The following is a 22,050-nucleotide window of genomic DNA, read 5'->3' on the forward strand; positions in this document are numbered from 1 at the left end:
TACCTGCAAATCCGAAGATTCGCATATGCTCCCTGACGGCGAGCATGGAGATATCAGGCCGCGCCAGGCGGCCTTAGGGAATTAGTTGATTTCGATACGGCGCGGTTTTTTCGCTTCCGGAATCACACGTTCGAGATCGATATACAGCAAACCATTTACCAGGTTAGCACCACGAACATGAATGTTCTCAGCTAACTGGAATTTGCGTTCAAAGTTGCGTTCAGCGATGCCCTGGTACAGATAGGTGCGCTCTTTTTGTTCGTCGGCGTGAGCACCTTTCACCACCAGCAGATTATCCTGGGCGGTAATTTCCAGTTCGCTCTCAGCAAAACCAGCCACAGCGATAGCAATGCGGTAATGGTTTTCGTCTACCAGTTCAACGTTATACGGAGGGTAGCCGCCATTACTCTGGCTCTGGTTGTTTTCTAAGTGGTTAAACAAACGGTCAAATCCAATAGCAGAACGGTAAAGCGGGGATAAATCAAAGTTACGCATAATCAATAGCTCCTGAAATCAGCGAGAATGTAAGACCTTCCACAATGGACAGGTCAGGTAGCCAGAACACCCATCAGGCGCGTCCTCATCGGCTACGATGTAAAAATGGGTCTGGAAATGAACTTTTCAAGCCTTATCAGCGGACTTTTTTTTGCAGTTTATGGTCTATTGCATAGACTGAGGGGGCAGCACGAAACGTTAAAGTGCGATAGCCGCCACAGTGCGACGTAATGATGATGTTATTTTCAGCAAGGGATCGCTATAACTCATCAGGCCAACACCCACGATCAACAGATGAATTTATTATGATAAGAAATGTGTTGTTAGCGTTCATGATATGCAGCGGAATGACATTACTCGGAGGATGCTCCAGCGTGATGTCCCATACCGGGGGGAAAGAAGGAACGTATCCCGGCACCCGCGCCAGCGCCACCATGATTGGCGACGATGAAACCAACTGGGGCACTAAGTCGTTGGCGATCCTCGATATGCCGTTTACCGCTGTGATGGACACGCTTTTACTGCCGTGGGATGTGTTCCGCAAAGACAGCTCGGTGCGCTCACGCGTTGAAAAAAGCGAAGCCAACGCGCAAGCCACCAATGCGGTTATTCCACCGGCCAGAATGCCTGATAACTGATTTAGCGATCAGTTTCGGTGATCCACAGCTGGCCACCTTCCATCCACGCCAGCCATCGACCATCCGGCGAGAAGACCACGGCGTCCGCAGAAGGGGGGTTGACGTGGTTTTCGGTTAAATACTCAACCTCGCCGCTTTGCGCATGGGCGCAAGCAATTCGATTATCCAGCACAAAGCCCAACCATTCTCCTGACGGATGCCAGTTAAATGCAGACTGAATATCCGTTTTGTTATGGGTTAACTGGCGCGGCTCGCCGCCCTGTGGCGAGATAAGCCACAGTTGCACAATGCCGTTATCATCACGCATTAAAAACGCGATTTGCGTACCCTGCGAATTACAGCGCACCCAGTGGCGCGGGACGTTGACTAACCCCGGATAAGCGCGATGGTGGGTAAAGGTTAAACGTCGCTGCAAGACGCCACGCGGTGGCGCAGGCAGGGTCGATTCCGTTCCGCTTAACGGCGCATCACCTGCTGCTTTCCAGCCAGCTTCATCTTGCGGTAACTCAACGATAAACAGCTCCGGCACTTTCTCGCCCTTTGGCGAAAATGTGTCGCCAATAAACGCCAGCGCGTGGTTTCCTACCCATCCTTCTTCATAAGCACGATTGATTTCATCACTGCCAGGCTGCGGCGTGGGCGTTGTTTTACTTACCAGTACGCACCAGTGGCTGCCGCTGTATTCACGCGGATGCTGCTTTTGTACGTTGACCGGGCCAAACGGTACCGCAACACCTACGTTGCGCAAATCCAGCGCCGGATCGCGTTCATGCATTACATGGTCGTTATAGGTAAAGCTCACCATTTCACCGTTCGGGCTAAAGACATGTACATGGCTGCCGCCACGCAGCGCTCCTGGCGTATACGGCGCGGTAATATCCATTGCATCGAGATTGCTCACCTTGCCGCTTTCAGCAATCACGCCGCGTCGATGATGGAAGTCGTAATGCCATGTTTCATCAGGATTTTCAGGGCCGTGAATAAAGACATATTTCTCTGACTTCGGATGAACGGTCACCACGCCGACGTGTGCGCCCTGTGACGCACGGTAGATAACCTCGACCTCGCCGGTATGGATATTCACGCGCTCAATGGTCTCACCGGTAAACGACGCCCCAGAAGGACGCACGTCAAATACCAGCCACTGGCTGTCGGGCGTCCAGGTATTGGTATTGGTGAGCAGGTGATTACGGGGAGCAAAGGTTATCTGTTTCATGGCGCGGTCCTGATACAAAACGGTTCCCGCCATCATACTTCACAAGGACTTCACTTTCAGACAATAGTCTTTTGCCATCGTGATGAATGTGAGTGAAAAGATGGAACATTTCGACGTGGCGATTATTGGCCTCGGCCCGGCAGGTTCGGCGTTGGCGCGAAAGTTAGCCAGCAAAATGCAGGTGATCGCGCTGGATAAAAAGCACCAGCATGGTACTGAAGGTTTCAGCAAGCCTTGTGGCGGTCTGCTGGCACCGGACGCGCAGCGATCTTTTATTCGCGATGGACTGACGCTGCCTGTCGATGTGATCGCCAATCCGCAGATTTTCAGCGTCAAAACCGTCGACGTAGCCGCATCGCTTACACGTAACTACCAGCGAAGCTATATCAATATTAATCGCCATGCTTTCGACTTATGGATGAAATCGCTCATTCCCACCAGCGTTGAGGTTTACCACGACAGCCTGTGCCGGAAAATCTGGCGCGAGGATGATAAATGGCATGTCATTTTTCGCGCAGACGGCTGGGAGCAACACATTACCGCCCGCTATCTGGTCGGTGCCGATGGTGCCAACTCGATGGTGCGGCGACATCTCTACCCGAACCATCAAATTCGTAAATATGTCGCTATCCAGCAGTGGTTCGCAGAGAAACATCCGGTGCCGTTCTACTCCTGCATCTTTGATAATGCGATAACTGACTGTTATTCATGGAGTATCAGCAAAGACGGTTATTTTATCTTTGGCGGTGCCTATCCAATGAAAGACGGCCAGGCGCGCTTCACGGCGCTAAAAGAGAAAATGAGCGCCTTTCAGTTCCAGTTTGGTAAGGCGGTAAAAAGCGAAAAATGCACGGTGCTGTTTCCCTCACGCTGGCAGGATTTTGTCTGCGGTAAGGACAACGCCTTTCTGATTGGTGAAGCGGCGGGATTTATCAGCGCCAGCTCGCTGGAGGGGATTAGCTATGCGCTGGATAGTGCAGAGATTCTGCGTTCGGTGTTACTGAAGCAGCCGGAGAAGAGCAACGCCGCTTACTGGCGCGCCACCCGCAAACTGCGTTTAAAACTCTTCGGCAAAATAGTAAAAAGCCGATGCCTGACCGCACCGGCTTTAAGAAAATGGATTATGCGCAGTGGTGTGGCGCATATTCCACAGTTTAAAGATTATCCAACGCGCTTCACATCGCCCACCAGCAGGATGTAAGAGAGCGCGCCAATCAACGCGACGGCGGAGATATAAACCAGTGCAGGCGCGAAACCGTAACCCTGCGCCAGGTACCCCACCACCAGCGGAACGGTGATGCCGCCCAGACCACCGGCGAAGTTAAACACGCCGCCGGTTAAACCAATCAGCCGCATCGGTGCCAGAGAAGAGACTAACGACCAGGTAATCGAAGCAAAACCGTTGCCGAAGAATGCCAGCGCCATCAGGCACATAATCATCATCGGATCGTTGGTGTAGTTAGCACCCATAATGCAGGTGGAGATCAGCAAACCGCAGATAATCGGCGTTTTACGCGCAAAGCCCAGTGAAAAGCCCTTACGTACCAGCAGATCCGCGACCCAGCCTGAGAGCAGGACGCCAACAAACGCCGCAAGGAATGGCACCGTGGTCATAAAGCCCGCTTTCAGCGCTGTGATTCCTTTTTCCTGGGTTAAATAGTTCGGGAACCAGGTTAAGAAGAACCACAGTGTAGAAGCCACCGCAAATTGCCCAAGATAGACGCCGATCAGTTTACGATGGAACACCAGTTTCCAGTCTTTGGCGGTTAGCGGCTGACGCGCCTCTTTTTTCACTGGCGCATCGCCATCCACCAGACCGCCGCCGTCACGAATGTAATCCAGTTCAGCTTTGCTAATGCCTTTGGTCAGGCGCGGCGGCTGATAAACCTTAAACCAAATCAGCGACCAGATAATGCCGATACCGCCGGTGACAATGAACACCCAGTGCCAGCTCAACATTTCCTGAATCCAGATCAGCAGCGGAGTCAGAAACGCCAGACCGACAAACTGACCAGACGTATAAAAACCCACGGCAGAAGCGCGTTCATGTTCCGGGAACCAGCTGGTCACCATCCGGTTATTGGTCGGGAACGCGGGCGCTTCGAAAATACCGGTTATCGCGCGCAGACCAATTAATGACATTAAGCCCGTGGCAAAGCCCTGGAATAACGTCGCCACTGACCAGCCAAATATCGCAATAAAATAAGTCACGCGAGAACCTACGCGATCTAAAAACCAACCGCCGGGGATCTGGCATAAGGTATATAGCCAGGCGAAGGCCGAAAATACATAGCCCATTTCCGCTTTGGTAATGCCGAACTCTTCCTGAATATGGGCGGAAGCCACGGCAAGGTTAGCGCGGTCGACATAACAAATGACCACCGTAATAAAGATCATCACCAGCGTCAGATAACGCCGACGCCCCGGTTTTGCTGCATTCACGGGAATATCCATAGCGAGCTTTCTCCAGATTTTGGGCATAGCGAAGCCGCTCACCATGCCCTGTAATGTACAGAGGGTTATATTTTTGTATTGCTGTTTTAGTGCCCGATGAGGGGCTTACGTGGCAGGAATTACCACTCTGCTACGCTGTTATCTTCATGACGCCAGAGCGGATTACGCCAGTCCGGGGCATTTTTACTGAACTCAATAACTTTGGCTTCGTCGATTTCCACGCCTAAGCCCGGTTTCGTTAATGGTTTAAAGAAGCCGCCGACCATGCTGAAGTCTTCTTTATTTTTCACAAAGTCGAGTAACTCCGCGCCTTTGTTGTAATGAATGCCCATACTTTGTTCCTGAAGTACCGCGTTATAGGAAACAAAGTCGATATGCAGGCAAGCCGCCAGTGCAATCGGGCCGAGCGGACAGTGCGGCGCAAGGGTCACGTCATAGGCTTCTGCCATTCCGGCAATTTTGTAGCATTCAGTAATACCGCCTGCGTGGGAGAGATCCGGTTGCAGAATCGAAATACCGCCAGCTTCCAGCACGCGTTTAAAATCGAAGCGTGAGAACATGCGCTCACCCGCCGCCAGTGGAATATGCGTTTGTGCCGCCAGTTTCGGGTAGTATTCGGCTTGTTCCGCCAGCACCGGCTCTTCAATAAACAGAGGGCGATACGGTTCCAGTTCTTTAATCAGCACTTTCGCCATCGGCGCGCTGACGCGACCGTGGAAATCAAGACCAAACTCAATCTGATTGCCAAAAGCTTCACGAATTTGTGCCACGGTGTTGACCGCCGCATCTACCGCGCGGGAGTTATCAATCAATCCCAGTTCTTCACAACCGTTCAGTTTGAAGGTATCGAAGCCGATTTCGCGTAGCGTTTTAATGCCGTCGATAACATCCGCCGGACGATCGCCGCCGACCCAACTGTAGGCTTTAATTTTGTCGCGAACCAGACCACCCATCAGTTGCCAGACCGGCGCATTCAGCACTTTACCTTTGATATCCCATAACGCCTGGTCGATCCCGGCGATGGCGCTCATCAGAATCGGACCGCCACGATAAAATCCGGCGCGATACATCACTTGCCATAAGTCATTGATGCGCGATGGATCCTGACCAATCAAATAGTCACCCAGCTCGTGAACTGCCGCTTCCACCGTGCGGGCGCGGCCTTCGATCACGGGCTCGCCCCAACCGACCACGCCTTCATCAGTTTCAATTTTCAGGAACATCCAGCGGGGAGGTAAACGATACGTAGTAATGTTGGTGATTTTCATTGCACTGCCTCTCGATACGCCTTAACAAATGCTGCTGCCTGCTGCGCGGTGCGTTCTACTGATTGCCCGGCGCGATAGAGATCGCTGCCTAAGCCCGCCCCTGCACAACCTGCGTCTATCCACTGCGCCAGGTTTTCTGGCGTCACACCGCCTACGGCAAAGACCGGGATGTCCTGCGGTAATACCGCTTTTAACGCTTTGATGTATTGCGGCCCAAAAGCCGATGACGGGAATATTTTCAGCGCCTGCGCGCCCGCGTCGATCGCGGTAAAGGCTTCAGTCGCCGTCGCGCAGCCGGGGCAAACGGTCATGCCATAGCCCACCGCGCGGCGGATCACTTCACTATGGATATTGGGCGTAACGATGAGCTGACAGCCCATCCTGGCGAGCGCATCGACCTGTTCAGGTTTCAGTACCGTACCTGCGCCAATCAACGCTTTGTCGCCATACGCATCAACGATGGCGGGAATGCTTTGTTCCCATAGTGGAGAGTTCAGCGGGATTTCTACCGCGTCGAACCCAGCGTCAATCACCGCGCCAACATGCGCCAGCGCCTCGTCGGGCGTAATGCCGCGCAAAATGGCGATCAGCGGGAGTTTAGTTTGCCACTGCATGAGCGATGCTCCTTATACCAGCCTGAAATGCCGTGTCGCCCGCCACCGCCGTCACGTCGCAACCCATCGCCTGAAAGGCTTGCTGGTAGCGTGCAGTCAGCGATGTTCCGGCGACAAGGGTGATGGCGTGTTGATGGACCACGTAGTCGCGCATACTGGCGACCTCTGCGCCAATCAACAATCCAGAGAGAAATTCGCTGACCTGTTCACGGGGAAGTGTTCCCAGCACATGCGAGGCACGAACTTCAAAAAGCTGCGGCAATATTGCGGGCGCATTAAGGCCGCGCTCAAGGCCAGCCGCGAAGGCATCGGCAGAGTTTTCCTGCGGCGGTAAACCTGCGCCAATCAATGAGTGATTTAACAGTAAATGATGTAACTCACCGGTCATTACGGTGCGAAAATCGTTGATTTGCTGGCTATCGGCCTGCACCCATTTGCAATGCGTACCGGGCATGACATAAAGAGGGGAAGGAGCCAGAGCACGCGCACCGATCAATTGTGTTTCTTCGCCGCGCATCACATTGTGGTTATCATCATGAGAGACGCATAATCCGGGAATAATCCAGATATTGTCGCCAACAGACGTTAATTGTTCGCCAATAGACGAAAAACGGGCAGGAACAGATAAATACGGCGCAACTTTCCAGCCGACATTGCTGCCAACCATTCCTGCCATCACCACTGGCGTATTCTCTTCACGCCAGTCGGTCGTCACTTCTGCTAACACCGCAGCCGGAGATTTTCCGTTCAGACGCGTAACGCCTGCTTCTGATTGCCTGCTGTCCAGGCAGTTATCGCCCTGATAAAGCCAGGCGCGCAGGTTGGTCGATCCCCAGTCAATTGCGATGTAGCGAGCTGTCATGTGATTTCCTTTAACCTTCGTGTCGAGCTGGCGATCATGGTAAGCGCCGCCTGCTCTGCCGCATCGCCGTCCTGATGCCGTATCGCATCAAACAGCGCCTTATGTTCCTGGAGCGTTTGCGGCATGTTGGCCTCATCGCCCATCCAGGTTCGTTCAAAAACTGCCCGCTGTAATGAACTAATCGCAATGCTAAGTTGCTGTAACACCGGGTTATGCACTGATTGCAGTACCGCCTCGTGATAGCGAATATCCGCTTCGTTAAACGCTTCGCGGTCCTGATTGTTGGCGATCATCTCGTTCAGCGCTGATTCAATCTGCGCCAGATCGCTGGAAGTCGCGCGCTCTGCCGCCCAACGGGCAATCGCCGGTTCCACCAGATTTCGCACTTCGCTCATTGCACTGATAAGCCGTGGGTCGTAGTCGTTTTCCAGCACCCATTGCAGCACGTCAGTGTCGAGGTAATTCCACTGATTACGCGGTGCCACAAACGCCCCGCGATAACGTTTCATTTCAATCAGCCGCTTCGCCATCAGCGAACGAAACACCTCACGGATGATGTTGCGCGAGGTTGCAAACTCCTCACAAAGTTCCGCTTCGGCCGGAAGCGGCGAGCCTGGCACGTATTTGCCGTGAACGATCTGTTTACCCAGCGTAATGACGATGCGATCGGTTTTATTGAGAGTCATGGAGAGTCCTTGTGCTCTGTATGTACTTCTCTACTTTACCCCGATCGATGCATAACGCGGCAATTTTGTAGTACCAGCGTGATGACGTTCGCGTTTGCCGTATGCGTAATGTAGTACAAAGTTATATTGTTGTACTACAATTTAGATCACAAAAAGAACAATGCATAAAAAAATGACATGCGTCGGGCAGAAATCTGAAAAGGGATATCAGGCGCTAAACAGGAGGGAAAGAAGAGTATGCTTTCAACGGCTTAGCTACTCGTTTAAAGGATTAGTCATGAAGTTGAATTTTAAGGGATTTTTTAAGGCTGCCGGTTTGTGTTCTTTGGCATTTGCGTTGACCGGATGTCTAACCGCAGGACTGCTTTTCAATACCGCAAGTCCGCCACATGCCGAGCAATGGCGGTCAGACTCGATTAAGGGGTTATCGCTGGCAGAGGATAGTAACGGTACGAAAGGCTATGTTTTTGTTGGTGAATCGTTGGACTATCTGTTGACCACGGGCGGCGGCGAGGTGGTTAAAATGCTGAACGATCCGGCAATTCATGGCGAAAGAATCACCGTTTCCGATAACGCGAAATTTATTTTAAGCAGCAGTGATACTAATTTTTCTGGTTCAATAATTCTCTATTACGACTGGGATAATGAGGAAGATAAAGCACTGGCGACACAATATGGTTTTATTTGTAATACCCAGCGTTGTACCTGGGCACTTGACGGCCTGAAAGGCTCTATCCACCAGAAAAATAAAAAAGCGGATTACTCAAACGTGATGGTTTTCCATCAACCCTTTACGGTGGGATTTTATAAGTACAAAGCAACTGATGGCGTTCCGCGCGGCCTCGCTAATGCGCTGCTACCAGTCACTCTTACGCTGGATATAGTAACGTCACCACTCCAGTTCCTGATTTTATGCACGACCAGAAATTGTTAATCGCTGCGGGCAAACGCATTTATGTAGTTTGCCCGCCCACTGATTAATTCAGCACATACTTCTCAATAGCAAACGCCACGCCATCTTCCAGGTTGGATTTGGTGACAAAGTTCGCCACTTCTTTCACCGAAGGAATAGCGTTATCCATTGCCACACCAACACCTGCATATTCAATCATTGCGATGTCGTTTTCCTGATCGCCAATCGCCATGACTTCTTCCGGCTTAATGCCTAACACGTCGGCCAGTGATTTCACACCCGTACCTTTGTTAACGCGTTTATCGAGGATTTCGAGGAAGTACGGCGCACTTTTCAGCACAGTGTATTTTTCTTTCACTTCCTGCGGAATACGCGCAATGGCCTGGTCGAGGATGGCGGGTTCATCAATCATCATCACTTTCAGGAACTGAGTATTGGGGTCCATTTTCTCCGCTTCGCAGAACACCAGCGGAATAGTGGCAACGAAAGATTCATGCACCGTGTAGTAGCTGATATCACGGTTGGCGGTGTACAGCGTGGTGCGGTCCAGGGCGTGGAAATGAGAACCGACTTCGCGAGAGAGTTTTTCCAGGAAACGGTAGTCTTCATAGCTCAGAGCGGTTTGCGCCACGGTGCTACCATCGGCGGCCTTCTGTACCAGCGCGCCGTTATAAGTAATGCAGTAATCGCCCGGCTGTTCCATATGCAGCTCTTTCAGGTAGTTGTGAACACCTGCATAAGGGCGACCCGTCGTTAGCACGACATTCACGCCACGGGCGCGAGCTGCGGCAATCGCGTTTTTAACAGCGGGTGAAATGGTGTGATCGGGCAGCAGAAGGGTGCCATCCATATCGATAGCAATGAGTTTGATAGCCATGAGTTCCCCAGGTAGATTGGTTCCTGACCCATGCTAACGCGATTCCGCTCAAAAATCAGTACAACACCCGAGGGAAAAGGGGGATGCAACGCGCGTTGCATGCTCCCCTTTTGCTTAGCGGAAGAGTTTCCCTTTCAGCAGTTCCATGCCTGCGGAAAGCAGATCGTTATTGGCTTGTGGTGACACTTCACCCTGCGGTGAGAGAGCATCAATAATCTTTGGCAGTTGCTCTGCCAGCAAGCTGGAAGCCGTACTGGTATCTACACCCAGTTTTTGCCCGAGATCGGACACCGCATTTGTGCCGAGCGCCGACTCCAGTTGCTCGCCACTCACCGGCTGATTGCCCTGTTGATTACTCAACCAGGTTGAGAGAATGGCACCTAAGCCGCCACTTTGCAGTTTTTCCAACAGCACCTGAATGCCGCCCTGTTCCTCAACCCAACTCAAAATAGCCTGATATTTCCCCGCATCGCCTTTCAGAAAGGCGCCGACAACATCATCAAAAAGCCCCATGATAATCACCTGTAAAGCGTTACGTGTTGACTCAAAAAGTATAGATCTGCGGAATGATAATTACGGATTGCAGAAATAAAAAGGGCGGAGATGATCTCCGCCCTTTTCTTATAGCTTCTTGCCGAATGCGGCGTTAACGTCTGATCCGGCCTACAAAATCATGCAAATTCAAAATATTGCAGGAGTCTCGTAGGCCTGATAAGCGTAGCGCATCATGCACGCTCGCATTGTTAACGCCATTAAATATCGATATTCGCCGCTTTCAGGGCATTCTCTTCGATAAACGCACGACGCGGTTCAACGGCGTCGCCCATCAGCGTGGTGAACAACTGATCGGCAGCAATCGCATCTTTAACGGTAACGCGCAGCATACGACGGCTTTCCGGGTCCATGGTGGTTTCCCACAGCTGTTCCGGGTTCATCTCGCCCAGACCTTTATAACGCTGGATGGAGAGGCCGCGACGGGACTCTTTCACCAGCCAGTCCAGCGCCTGCTCGAAGCTGGCTACCGGCTGACGACGCTCGCCACGTTCGATAAACGCATCTTCTTCCAGAAGGCCACGCAGTTTCTCACCCAGCGTGCAGATACGACGATATTCGCCACCGGTGATAAACTCGTGATCCAGCGGATAGTCAGTATCCACACCGTGGGTACGCACGCGAACAATCGGTTCAAACAGGTTTTGATCAGCATTGGTGTGGACATCAAACTTCCACTGGCTGCCGTGCTGTTCTTTGTCGTTCAGTTCGCTGACCAGGGCGTTCACCCAACGGGTAACGGTCTGCTCATCAGAGAGGTCGGCTTCCGTCAGCGTCGGCTGATAGATAAGCTCTTTCAGCATTGCTTTCGGATAACGACGCTCCATGCGGTTGATCATTTTCTGCGTCGCGTTGTACTCAGACACCAGTTTCTCTAACGCTTCGCCAGCCAATGCCGGTGCACTGGCGTTGGTGTGCAGCGTTGCGCCATCCAGCGCAATAGAGATCTGGTACTGATCCATCGCTTCGTCGTCTTTAATGTACTGTTCCTGCTTGCCTTTCTTCACTTTGTACAGCGGCGGCTGAGCGATGTAGACGTGACCGCGTTCAACGATTTCCGGCATCTGACGATAGAAGAAGGTCAACAGCAGCGTACGAATGTGCGAGCCGTCGACGTCCGCATCGGTCATGATGATGATGCTGTGATAACGCAGTTTGTCCGGGTTGTACTCGTCACGACCGATACCACAACCAAGCGCGGTGATCAGCGTCGCCACTTCCTGGGAAGAGAGCATCTTATCGAAGCGCGCTTTCTCGACGTTGAGGATTTTACCCTTCAGCGGCAGAATCGCCTGGTTCTTGCGGTTACGCCCCTGCTTCGCAGAGCCGCCCGCGGAGTCCCCTTCCACAAGGTACAGTTCAGAGAGCGCCGGGTCGCGTTCCTGACAGTCCGCCAGTTTACCTGGCAGGCCCGCTAAATCCAGCGCACCTTTACGACGGGTCATTTCACGAGCGCGACGCGCAGCTTCACGGGCACGAGCAGCATCGATAATTTTGCCGACTACGATTTTCGCGTCGGTTGGGTTTTCCAGCAGGTATTCTGCCAGCAGTTCGTTCATCTGCTGTTCAACCGCCGATTTCACCTCAGAAGAAACCAGTTTGTCTTTGGTCTGAGAGGAGAATTTCGGGTCCGGCACTTTTACGGAAACGACGGCAATCAGGCCTTCACGCGCATCGTCACCGGTGGCGCTGACTTTGGCTTTTTTGCTGTAGCCTTCTTTATCCATGTAGGCGTTCAGAGTACGGGTCATCGCCGCACGGAAGCCTGCCAGGTGAGTACCGCCATCACGCTGCGGAATGTTGTTGGTAAAGCAGTAGATGTTTTCCTGGAAGCCATCATTCCACTGCAATGCAACTTCAACGCCGATACCGTCTTTTTCGGTGGAGAAGTAGAAGATATTCGGGTGGATCGGCGTTTTGTTTTTGTTCAGATATTCAACGAACGCCTTGATACCGCCTTCATAGTGGAAGTGGTCTTCTTTGCCGTCGCGCTTGTCGCGCAGACGAATGGAAACGCCAGAGTTGAGGAACGACAACTCACGCAGGCGTTTCGCCAGAATGTCATATTCGAATTCGGTCACATTGGTGAAGGTTTCGAGGCTTGGCCAGAAACGCACCATGGTGCCGGTTTTTTCAGTCTCGCCGGTAACCGCCAGCGGAGCCTGCGGTACACCGTGTTCGTAGATCTGACGGTGAATTTTACCCTCGCGCTGGATAACCAGCTCCAGTTTTTGCGACAGGGCGTTTACTACCGAAACACCAACGCCGTGCAGACCGCCGGACACTTTATAGGAGTTATCGTCAAATTTACCGCCTGCGTGCAGGACGGTCATGATCACTTCCGCCGCCGATACGCCCTCTTCCGGGTGAATACCGGTCGGAATGCCGCGCCCGTCATCCTGTACAGAGACAGAGTTATCGGCGTGAATGGTGACGATAATTTCTTTACAGTGACCCGCGAGCGCTTCGTCGATAGCGTTATCTACCACCTCGAATACCATGTGGTGCAGACCGGTGCCGTCATCCGTGTCGCCGATATACATACCCGGGCGCTTACGCACCGCATCCAGCCCTTTCAGGACTTTGATACTGGAGGAGTCATAAGAATTCGACATCAACGTTTCTCGCTCATTTATTCTTGGGTTAATCCGTTATTTTACCCTTTTCCACGGTAAACATCTTCGAATTTTCGTCCGACATGTCTATTACGTGTTCAGCACTGATCGCGCTGACAAAGACCTGTGATTGCGTCGCTTTTAAGCGGCTGGCAAGCAGCCCGCGACGCTCATCATCAAGCTCAGAGGCAAAATCATCTATCAGGTAGAGACACCGCCGCCCGCTTTCACGGGTGAGGAACTCTCCTTGCGCCAGACGTAAGGCGCACATCAACAGCTTAAGCTGTCCACGCGATAAGGTATCTTCCACCGGCGCACCGTCGGCGCGAATGCGTAAGTCCGCTTTATGCGGACCGTGCGCGGTGTAGGTTAGCTGGCGATCGCGTTCAAAATTACGTTCCAGCACCTCAGCATATTCTGTCTCTTTCTCCCAGCCGCGCTGAAAAGAGAAAGTCAGAGTAAACTCCGGGAGAAATTGCTTACAGGTATCGGCCATATCAGCGGCGATACCGGCGCTGTACTCGGCGCGCCAGGTACTGATTTGTTCTGCCAGCGGGATCAGTTCTTTGTCCCACGGGCGTAGCTGTTCATAACGAGTCACCTGGCGCAGTGCCGCATTGCGCTGCTTGAGTAATCGCTTGAGATTGCTCCAGGCGGTGAAAAATCCGGGTTCGTTGTGAAAGCATCCCCAGTCGAGGAAAGCTCTTCTGTATTTGGGGCCGCCGTTGAGTAAAGTAAACCCTTCTGGCGTTATCAGTTGCATCGGCATCAGGTGCGCCAGCTCGGCGACCTTATGCCCGTCAGTACCGTCGATGCGGACTTTGCTGTCGCCCTGTTTATCTTTGGTTAGGCCAATCGCCGTCTCGCGCTCTTCGCCCTGTAAACGCCCATGGAGAATAAACGCCTCCTGCTCGTGGCGAATAACACGACCAATCTGCAAACTGCGAAACGCCCGACCGTGGCCGAGCGTATAGATGGCTTCCAGCACGCTGGTTTTGCCACTGCCGTTGGCACCTACCAGAAAGTTAAAGCCGGGAGATAAAGCGAGATCCGCGGTTTCAATGTTGCGGAAATCGCGGATCAACAAACGGGTGAGGGACATTACAGTCTCATTGGCATGACAACATAGGCAGCCGACTGTGATGCGGCATCTTCAATCTGCACACTGGAAACCGAATCGGTCAGCATCATGCGCACGTTTTCGCATTTCAGCGCGTTCAGAACATCCAGCACATAGCTGACGTTGAAGCCAATTTCCATCTCCGCACCGCTATAGGTAACGTCGAGGATCTCTTCCGCTTCTTCCTGTTCCGGGTTATTGGCGGTGATTTTCAGCTGATTTTCGCTGACATACAGACGCACGCCGCGGAATTTCTCGTTGGAGAGGATAGCCGCACGGGCAAACGCTTGCTTGAGCAGATCGCAGCCTGCTTCCAGATGTTTGTCCGGATTCTTCGGCAGAACACGGCGGTAATCCGGGAAGCGACCATCCACCAGTTTGGAAGTGAAGATAAAGTCGCCGACGTGGGCGCGAATGTTGTTGCTGCCAATTTGCACGCGCAGCGGATTGTCGCCGCCGTCGAGCATACGCATCAGTTCAATCACACCTTTACGCGGCACGATCACCGAATGGCTTGGCAAAGACTGACCAAGTGGCATGGAACAGACCGCCAGACGGTGACCGTCGGTCGCCACGGTACGCAGTTCTTCACCTTCGGTTTCGAACAGCATACCGTTTAAGTAATAGCGAACATCCTGATGCGCCATCGAAAACTGAGTCGCTTCAATCAGACGCTTCATCGTCGCCTGCGGCAGGGTAAATTCGACTTCGCTCTGCCAGTCATCGAGGTTCGGGAAATCCGCCGCTGGCAGGGTAGAAAGCGAAAAACGGCTACGCCCGGAACGCACCAGCATCCGCTCACCTTCCAGTTGCACGGCAATTTCCGCGCCTTCAGGCAGACCACGGCAGATATCAAAGAATTTGCGCGCCGGAACGGTCGTCGCCCCTGGTTCGTGCGGCTGAACCAGCGCAACACGTGCCACCATTTCCATCTCGAGATCGGTACCGGTCAGCGACAACGTACCGTCAGCAACCTGTAACAGCAGATTACCGAGAATCGGTAGCGTAGGACGACCACCTAACGGACCGCTCACCTGTTGTAGCGGTTTTAATAAATGCTCACGTTCTACGGTAAATTTCATAGGTTTACGATGACAATGTTCTGATTAAATTTGAAAAATCTTCTTTGATATCGTGGCTCTCTTCACGCAACTGCTCGATCTTCCGGCAAGCATGAAGCACCGTTGTGTGGTCACGACCACCAAACGCATCGCCAATCTCGGGCAGACTGTGGTTAGTCAACTCTTTCGCCAGCGCCATCGCCATCTGGCGCGGACGCGCCACCGAGCGGGATCGACGCTTGGAAAGGAGATCCGCAACTTTGATCTTGTAGTACTCTGCCACCGTCTTCTGAATATTGTCGATGGTGACCAGTTTTTCCTGCAATGCCAGCAAGTCGCGCAGCGCCTCACGCACGAAGTCGATGGTGATCGCCCGTCCGGTAAAGTTGGCGTTAGCAATGACGCGGTTCAACGCCCCTTCCAGCTCACGTACGTTAGAGCGTAGACGCTTGGCGATAAAGAACGCCACTTCGCCCGGCAAACGAATGTCGTTTTCGTCGGCCTTTTTCATCAGGATCGCCACGCGGGTTTCTAACTCTGGCGGTTCGATCGCCACAGTCAGTCCCCAACCGAAGCGGGATTTCAGACGATCCTCAACGCCGTTGATCTCTTTCGGATAGCGATCCGAGGTGAGAATGATCTGCTGGTTACCTTCCAGCAGGGCGTTGAAGGTGTGGAAAAACTCTTCCTGAGATCGTTCTTTATTAGCAAAAAACTGAATATCGTCGATCAGTAGTGCATCTACGGAACGGTAGTAGCGTTTAAACTCTTCGATCGCGTTGTTTTGCAGGGCTTTAACCATGTCCTGAACAAAGCGCTCGGAGTGCATATAAACCACTTTGGCATTCGGCTTACGCGCCATAATGCCGTTACCCACCGCATGCAGCAGGTGAGTTTTACCCAGACCCGTGCCGCCATAAAGGAACAACGGGTTATAGGCACCGCCAGGGTTATCAGCCACCTGACGAGCCGCCGCGCGCGCCAGTTGGTTAGATTTACCTTCAACGAAGTTATCAAACGTGTGTTTGACGTTTACGTTAGAACGATAGGTCGGTTCTGCCGGAGCCGGGACGTTATCCCAACCGGAACGCGTAGAAGGCGCAACACGTTGCGGCTGCGCATGCGCCACCTGTGCTGGGGCCGCGACGTTGCTCGTCACTGCCGCTTGTGGCGTTTGTGTCACCGGTTTGGTGCCGACTTCAAAACGCAGCTGTGGGGCATCCGCTCCGCAGAAACTGGTTAGCAGTCCATTGATATTATTAAGGTACTTTTCCCGTACCCAATCGAGGACAAAACGGTTTGGCGCGTACAGGGCCAGCGTGTTATCGCTCAGTTCCGCCTGCAATGGGCGTATCCACATACTGAATTCTGTGGCTGGTAACTCATCCTGCAATCGGGCAAGACACTGCTGCCAAAGCGAAAGTGACACGGCGGACTCCACTCGAACAAAAGTCGATAATGACTAAGGCTGAAACATTCATGATTGTTGACGTACGTCGAAAAGACCCTGCTTGAGGGTGACGCACGAACCGCTGTCTGCGGTTATATGCCCGATCAAGATCCTGCTAAACGATCGGGACCGCGGATCATAGCCTAAACTGCGCAAGAGATCTTCTGTTTCTCACAGATTTTCCCGATTTATCCACAGGATGATCCAGAACTCGCTAAGTGTAAACGATCCTGCCGCGAGGCGGGCACGATTTACGCCGCATATTGGAAAATTTAATGACCATAGACAAAAATTGGCTTAATCGATCTAATAAAGATCCAGGACGATCCTTGCGCTTTACCCGTCAGCCCGTATAATCCTCCACCCGGCGCGCCATGCTGGTTTTCACCGGTGTGAGGCCGTACGTTTTCCCTGCGAAAAGGTGCGGAAAAGCGCGGTAAATAAGGAAAGAGAATTGACTCCGGAGTGTACAATTATTACAATCCGGCCTCTTTAATCACCCATGGCTTCGGTGTCCATCGTTTCATTTTTCGGCGGATATCCAATAAAGCCATTGAATTTATTCAAGTTTAGGTAGAAATCGCCATGAAACGCACTTTTCAACCGTCTGTACTGAAGCGCAACCGTTCTCACGGCTTCCGTGCTCGTATGGCTACTAAAAATGGTCGTCAGGTTCTGGCACGTCGTCGTGCTAAAGGCCGCGCTCGTCTGACCGTTTCTAAGTAATAAAGCTAACCCCTGAGTGGTTAAGCTCGCATTTCCCAGGGAGTTACGCTTGTTAACTCCCAGTCAATTCACATTCGTCTTCCAGCAGCCACAACGGGCTGGCACGCCGCAAATTACCATTCTCGGCCGCCTGAATTCGCTGGGGCATCCCCGTATCGGTCTTACAGTCGCCAAGAAAAACGTTCGACGCGCCCATGAACGCAATCGGATTAAACGTCTGACGCGTGAAAGCTTCCGTCTGCGCCAACATGAACTCCCGGCTATGGATTTCGTGGTGGTGGCGAAAAAAGGGGTTGCCGACCTCGATAACCGTGCTCTCTCGGAAGCGTTGGAAAAATTATGGCGCCGCCACTGTCGCCTGGCTCGCGGGTCCTGATAGCCCTCATTCGGGTCTATCAACGCCTGATTAGTCCGCTACTCGGGCCGCATTGTCGTTTCACTCCAACCTGTTCAAGCTACGGAATTGAGGCATTGCGCAGGTTTGGAGTGATAAAAGGCAGTTGGTTGACGGTGAAACGCGTATTAAAATGCCACCCTTTACACCCTGGTGGTGACGATCCCGTCCCGCCCGGACCATTTGATACCAGAGAACACTAACGATGGATTCGCAACGCAATCTTTTAGTCATCGCTTTGCTGTTCGTGTCTTTCATGATCTGGCAAGCCTGGGAGCAGGATAAAAACCCGCAACCTCAGGCCCAACAGACCACGCAGACAACGACCACCGCAGCGGGTAGCGCCGCCGACCAGGGCGTACCGGCCAGTGGCCAGGGGAAACTGATCTCGGTTAAGACCGACGTGCTTGATCTGACCATCAACACCCGTGGTGGTGATGTTGAGCAAGCTCTGCTGCCTGCTTACCCGAAAGAGCTGAACTCTACCCAACCGTTCCAGCTGCTGGAAACTTCACCGCAGTTTATTTATCAGGCACAGAGCGGTCTGACCGGTCGTGATGGCCCGGATAACCCGGCTAACGGCCCGCGTCCGCTGTATAACGTTGAAAAAGACGCTTATGTGCTGGCTGAAGGTCAAAACGAACTGCAGGTGCCGATGACGTATACCGACGCGGCAGGCAACACGTTTACCAAAACGTTTGTCCTGAAACGTGGTGATTACGCTGTCAACGTCAACTACAACGTGCAGAACGCTGGCGAGAAACCGCTGGAGATCTCCACCTTTGGTCAGTTGAAGCAATCCATTACACTGCCACCGCATCTCGACACCGGAAGCAGCAACTTCGCACTGCACACCTTCCGTGGCGCGGCGTACTCCACGCCTGACGAGAAGTACGAGAAATATAAGTTCGATACCATTGCCGATAACGAAAACCTGAACATCTCTTCGAAAGGTGGTTGGGTGGCGATGCTGCAACAGTATTTCGCGACTGCGTGGATCCCGCATAACGACGGTACCAACAACTTCTACACCGCTAATCTGGGTAACGGCATCGCCGCTATCGGCTATAAATCTCAGCCGGTACTGGTTCAGCCTGGTCAGACTGGCGCAATGAACAGCACCCTGTGGGTTGGCCCGGAAATCCAGGACAAAATGGCAGCAGTTGCTCCGCACCTGGATCTGACCGTTGATTACGGTTGGTTGTGGTTCATCTCTCAGCCGCTGTTCAAACTGCTGAAATGGATCCATAGCTTTGTGGGTAACTGGGGCTTCTCCATTATCATCATCACCTTTATCGTTCGTGGCATCATGTACCCGCTGACCAAAGCGCAGTACACCTCCATGGCGAAGATGCGTATGCTGCAGCCGAAGATTCAGGCAATGCGTGAGCGTCTGGGCGATGACAAACAGCGTATCAGCCAGGAAATGATGGCGCTGTACAAAGCTGAGAAGGTTAACCCGCTGGGCGGCTGCTTCCCGCTGCTGATCCAGATGCCAATCTTCCTGGCGTTGTACTACATGCTGATGGGTTCCGTTGAACTGCGTCAGGCACCGTTTGCACTGTGGATCCACGACCTGTCAGCACAGGACCCGTACTACATCCTGCCGATCCTGATGGGCGTAACGATGTTCTTCATTCAGAAGATGTCGCCGACCACTGTGACCGACCCGATGCAGCAGAAGATCATGACCTTTATGCCGGTCATCTTCACCGTGTTCTTCCTGTGGTTCCCGTCAGGTCTGGTGCTGTACTATATCGTCAGCAACCTGGTTACCATTATTCAGCAGCAGCTGATTTACCGTGGTCTGGAAAAACGTGGCCTGCATAGCCGCGAGAAGAAAAAATCCTGATTCGGTGAGTTTTCGCTAAAATAAGGGCGGTCAGTTGACCGCCTTTTTTCTTTTCGTAGGGCGGATAAGCACCGCGCATCCGCCACACAAAGCAACAGGAACATCATGAGCGATAATGACACTATCGTAGCCCAGGCCACGCCTCCGGGACGTGGCGGCGTTGGCATCCTGCGCATCTCCGGCCTCAAAGCCCGTGAGGTTGCCGAAACCGTGCTGGGTAAACTGCCTAAGCCGCGCTACGCCGATTATCTTCCGTTTAAAGACGCCGATGGCAGCGTGCTCGATCAGGGGATTGCGCTATGGTTCCCTGGCCCGAACTCGTTCACCGGCGAAGATGTGCTGGAACTGCAAGGTCATGGCGGTCCGGTGATCCTCGACCTGCTGTTAAAACGCATTCTGACTATTCCCGGCCTGCGGATTGCCCGTCCTGGTGAGTTTTCCGAACGCGCATTTCTGAACGATAAACTCGATTTAGCCCAGGCCGAAGCGATTGCAGACCTTATCGACGCCAGCTCGGAACAGGCGGCGCGCTCAGCGCTAAACTCGCTGCAAGGCGCGTTCTCCGCACGGGTTAACCATCTGGTGGAAGCCCTCACCCACTTGCGCATTTACGTCGAAGCGGCAATTGATTTCCCCGATGAAGAGATCGATTTCCTCTCCGACGGCAAAATTGAAGCCCAGCTCAATGACGTGATTGCCGATCTCGACGCAGTACGCGCCGAGGCTCGTCAGGGCAGCTTGTTACGCGAAGGGATGAAAGTCGTCATTGCCGGGCGTCCAAACGCCGGTAAATCAAGCCTACTGAACGCGCTGGCGGGCCGTGAAGCGGCAATCGTGACTGATATCGCCGGAACCACGCGTGACGTACTGCGTGAGCATATCCACATTGACGGAATGCCGCTGCATATCATCGATACCGCCGGATTACGCGAAGCCAGTGACGAAGTGGAACGTATTGGTATCGAGCGCGCATGGCAGGAAATTGAACAGGCCGACCGTGTGCTGTTTATGGTTGATGGCACCACCACGGATGCCGTTGATCCAGCAGAGATCTGGCCGGAGTTTATCGCCCGTCTGCCAGCGAAACTGCCGATCACCGTGGTACGCAATAAAGCCGATATCACCGGCGAAACGTTGGGGATGAGCGAAGTGAACGGTCACGCGTTAATTCGTCTTTCGGCGCGGACTGGCGAAGGCGTGGATGTGCTGCGTAACCATCTCAAACAGAGCATGGGCTTTGACACCAACATGGAAGGCGGCTTCCTGGCGCGTCGTCGTCACCTACAGGCACTGGAACAGGCGGCAGAGCACCTGCAACAGGGTAAAGCGCAACTGTTAGGAGCCTGGGCAGGCGAGCTGCTGGCGGAAGAACTGCGTCTGGCGCAGCAGAATTTAAGCGAGATCACCGGAGAATTTACCTCAGACGACCTACTGGGGCGGATTTTCTCCAGCTTCTGTATTGGTAAGTGAGTCGTCTAAATTGATATAAAGGGCACTGTTCCGTTCTGGGGAAACTAACTATCAGAACGGAACAGCGCTTGTTTTTTATGAGCATCCTGCACCAAAACTGCATTTGCTACTGGCTGGAGCGACTTTAAACACCTTGCAGTCCTGTCTTTACAGAGAACGATATTGCTTTAACCTATTAAGCTCCTCTTGCGGAAAGTTAAATTCGTCTACTGCTTTCCAGAATAGTTCTTTAAGTACAGGATTGCCATTTGCCTGACTTATTACAGATTTACCTTCATTATTCTTTTCTTCCAGCTGCATCATCACATCTTTAAGGTAATTTTCATTTTCACCAACCACAATTTTGAATATTTTCAGCCAGAGTCCCATATGTATATCATCCCCGTTATTTACCACATGAGAGAATGGCTTGCCATCAAAGTCACGGGTAAACTGCTCCACAATTTCATCGAAAGTGAATCCGTGTTGCAACGCCAGGCGAATCGCCGCATTCAGATATACGTCAATGACCTGTTTACTCATTTTCTTAAAGCTTGCAATATGCAAAGAGCAGACGGCATTATTTCTGCTCAGCGACAGTAGTTCGCTCACCACATCTTTATCATTTTCATAATGGCTGGCTATCACATCAGCTGTCTCCATCCAGGCGGCAACAATCTCCGTATACCCTTTCACTATCGCAGAATATAAGCCTGATGCCTTCGTCCATTTGTCTGACTCCCCCGTCCATTTTTCTCTTGCAGCCATCAGTTTCAATATATCTTCTTTATTTATTTCATTTTTAAAC

22 protein-coding genes, 1 pseudogene and 1 other annotated feature are annotated in these 22,050 nt (G+C 52.5%); of the genes and pseudogenes, 9 read left to right on the forward strand and 14 right to left on the reverse strand.

What is annotated here, in order from left to right:
* Positions 1-81 precede the first annotated feature (81 nt).
* The gene (gene ibpA, locus HEN33_RS13760) at positions 82-495 is read right to left on the reverse strand and encodes a small heat shock chaperone IbpA (protein WP_001243437.1); all 414 of its coding nucleotides are present in this window, start codon (positions 493-495) and stop codon (positions 82-84) included.
* Positions 489-561, reverse strand: a sequence feature (ROSE (Repression Of Heat Shock gene Expression) occurs in the 5'-region of heat shock genes and acts as an RNA thermometer to modulate expression.). Its footprint overlaps the gene before it by 7 nt.
* Positions 562-800: 239 nt before the next feature.
* Here ibpA and HEN33_RS13765 point away from each other — a divergent pair.
* Positions 801-1,133, forward strand: a complete 333-nt coding sequence (locus HEN33_RS13765) for a YceK/YidQ family lipoprotein (protein WP_000620888.1) — start codon at positions 801-803, stop codon at positions 1,131-1,133.
* Position 1,134: 1 nt separating this feature from the next.
* Here HEN33_RS13765 and HEN33_RS13770 read toward each other — a convergent pair whose 3' ends face one another.
* Positions 1,135-2,349, reverse strand: a complete 1,215-nt coding sequence (locus tag HEN33_RS13770; protein ID WP_203219657.1) for a DUF3748 domain-containing protein — start codon at positions 2,347-2,349, stop codon at positions 1,135-1,137.
* A 100-nt stretch (positions 2,350-2,449) separates the two neighbouring features.
* On the opposite strand from HEN33_RS13770, the gene cbrA reads away from it, so the two are divergent.
* Positions 2,450-3,550, forward strand: a complete 1,101-nt coding sequence (gene cbrA / locus HEN33_RS13775) for a colicin M resistance lipid reductase CbrA (protein WP_176263848.1) — start codon at positions 2,450-2,452, stop codon at positions 3,548-3,550.
* Here cbrA and HEN33_RS13780 read toward each other — a convergent pair.
* From HEN33_RS13780 to dgoR, 5 genes are all read right to left on the reverse strand, one after another.
* Positions 3,511-4,848 carry an MFS transporter gene (locus tag HEN33_RS13780; RefSeq protein WP_000253455.1) on the reverse strand — a complete coding sequence of 446 codons (1,338 nt, stop codon included), beginning with the start codon at positions 4,846-4,848 and terminating at the stop codon, positions 3,511-3,513. The genes cbrA and HEN33_RS13780 overlap by 40 nt on opposite strands.
* A 74-nt stretch (positions 4,849-4,922) precedes the next feature.
* Positions 4,923-6,071: a galactonate dehydratase gene (gene dgoD, locus HEN33_RS13785; protein WP_000705257.1), complete on the reverse strand. Its 1,149-nt coding sequence runs from the start codon at positions 6,069-6,071 to the stop codon at positions 4,923-4,925.
* Positions 6,068-6,685: a 2-dehydro-3-deoxy-6-phosphogalactonate aldolase gene (gene dgoA, locus HEN33_RS13790; RefSeq protein WP_032304102.1), complete on the reverse strand. Its 618-nt coding sequence runs from the start codon at positions 6,683-6,685 to the stop codon at positions 6,068-6,070. Before dgoA ends, dgoD begins: the two co-directional genes overlap by 4 nt.
* Positions 6,669-7,547, reverse strand: a complete 879-nt coding sequence (gene dgoK, locus HEN33_RS13795; protein ID WP_176263849.1) for a 2-dehydro-3-deoxygalactonokinase — start codon at positions 7,545-7,547, stop codon at positions 6,669-6,671. Before dgoK ends, dgoA begins: the two co-directional genes overlap by 17 nt.
* Positions 7,544-8,233 (reverse strand): D-galactonate utilization transcriptional regulator DgoR, encoded by a 690-nt coding sequence (gene dgoR, locus HEN33_RS13800; protein ID WP_000174305.1) that lies wholly within the window; start codon positions 8,231-8,233, stop codon positions 7,544-7,546. Before dgoR ends, dgoK begins: the two co-directional genes overlap by 4 nt.
* Before the next feature lie 277 nt (positions 8,234-8,510).
* Between dgoR and HEN33_RS13805 the strand changes: the two genes are divergently transcribed.
* Positions 8,511-9,167: a YidX family protein gene (locus HEN33_RS13805; RefSeq protein ID WP_176263853.1), complete on the forward strand. Its 657-nt coding sequence runs from the start codon at positions 8,511-8,513 to the stop codon at positions 9,165-9,167.
* Positions 9,168-9,210: 43 nt separating this feature from the next.
* Here the strand turns inward: HEN33_RS13805 and yidA are convergent, their stop codons facing one another.
* The 6 genes from yidA to dnaA form a co-directional block, all read right to left on the reverse strand.
* Entirely contained in the window at positions 9,211-10,023 is an 813-nt protein-coding gene (yidA, locus tag HEN33_RS13810) for a sugar-phosphatase (RefSeq protein WP_000985560.1), read from the reverse strand.
* Between the two features lie 114 nt (positions 10,024-10,137).
* Positions 10,138-10,536, reverse strand: coding sequence for a YidB family protein (locus HEN33_RS13815; RefSeq protein ID WP_001318139.1), 399 nt, complete (start codon positions 10,534-10,536; stop codon positions 10,138-10,140).
* A gap of 239 nt (positions 10,537-10,775) precedes the next feature.
* Complete coding sequence (gene gyrB / locus HEN33_RS13820; protein ID WP_001353554.1) at positions 10,776-13,190, reverse strand: DNA topoisomerase (ATP-hydrolyzing) subunit B; 2,415 nt, start codon at positions 13,188-13,190, stop codon at positions 10,776-10,778.
* A gap of 28 nt (positions 13,191-13,218) precedes the next feature.
* Positions 13,219-14,292, reverse strand: coding sequence for a DNA replication/repair protein RecF (gene recF, locus HEN33_RS13825; protein ID WP_000060098.1), 1,074 nt, complete (start codon positions 14,290-14,292; stop codon positions 13,219-13,221).
* A complete protein-coding gene (gene dnaN / locus HEN33_RS13830) occupies positions 14,292-15,392 on the reverse strand; it encodes a DNA polymerase III subunit beta (protein ID WP_176263850.1) in 1,101 nt (366 codons plus the stop codon). The genes recF and dnaN overlap by 1 nt, the downstream gene beginning before the upstream one ends.
* 4 nt (positions 15,393-15,396) lie before the next feature.
* Positions 15,397-16,800, reverse strand: a complete 1,404-nt coding sequence (gene dnaA / locus HEN33_RS13835) for a chromosomal replication initiator protein DnaA (protein ID WP_176263851.1) — start codon at positions 16,798-16,800, stop codon at positions 15,397-15,399.
* A 296-nt stretch (positions 16,801-17,096) separates the two neighbouring features.
* Between dnaA and HEN33_RS13840 the strand changes: the two genes are divergently transcribed.
* From HEN33_RS13840 to mnmE, 6 genes are all read left to right on the forward strand, one after another.
* A complete protein-coding gene (locus tag HEN33_RS13840) occupies positions 17,097-17,177 on the forward strand; it encodes a hypothetical protein (RefSeq protein ID WP_122134670.1) in 81 nt (26 codons plus the stop codon).
* Between the two features lie 229 nt (positions 17,178-17,406).
* Entirely contained in the window at positions 17,407-17,547 is a 141-nt protein-coding gene (gene rpmH / locus HEN33_RS13845; RefSeq protein WP_000831330.1) for a 50S ribosomal protein L34, read from the forward strand.
* A gap of 16 nt (positions 17,548-17,563) precedes the next feature.
* Positions 17,564-17,923, forward strand: coding sequence for a ribonuclease P protein component (gene rnpA, locus HEN33_RS13850; protein WP_000239730.1), 360 nt, complete (start codon positions 17,564-17,566; stop codon positions 17,921-17,923).
* A complete protein-coding gene (gene yidD / locus HEN33_RS13855; protein WP_001307474.1) occupies positions 17,887-18,144 on the forward strand; it encodes a membrane protein insertion efficiency factor YidD in 258 nt (85 codons plus the stop codon). Before rnpA ends, yidD begins: the two co-directional genes overlap by 37 nt.
* A gap of 2 nt (positions 18,145-18,146) precedes the next feature.
* A complete protein-coding gene (gene yidC, locus HEN33_RS13860; protein WP_000378258.1) occupies positions 18,147-19,793 on the forward strand; it encodes a membrane protein insertase YidC in 1,647 nt (548 codons plus the stop codon).
* A gap of 105 nt (positions 19,794-19,898) precedes the next feature.
* Positions 19,899-21,263 carry a tRNA uridine-5-carboxymethylaminomethyl(34) synthesis GTPase MnmE gene (mnmE, locus tag HEN33_RS13865; RefSeq protein WP_001282361.1) on the forward strand — a complete coding sequence of 455 codons (1,365 nt, stop codon included), beginning with the start codon at positions 19,899-19,901 and terminating at the stop codon, positions 21,261-21,263.
* Positions 21,264-21,410: 147 nt separating this feature from the next.
* Here mnmE and HEN33_RS26365 read toward each other — a convergent pair.
* Positions 21,411-22,050: pseudogene (locus tag HEN33_RS26365) on the reverse strand (ShET2/EspL2 family type III secretion system effector toxin); the annotation flags it as partial.

Origin of the sequence: Escherichia sp. 94.0001 (assembly GCF_013369155.2) — a bacterium.
Lineage (GTDB): Bacteria > Pseudomonadota > Gammaproteobacteria > Enterobacterales > Enterobacteriaceae > Escherichia > Escherichia coli_F.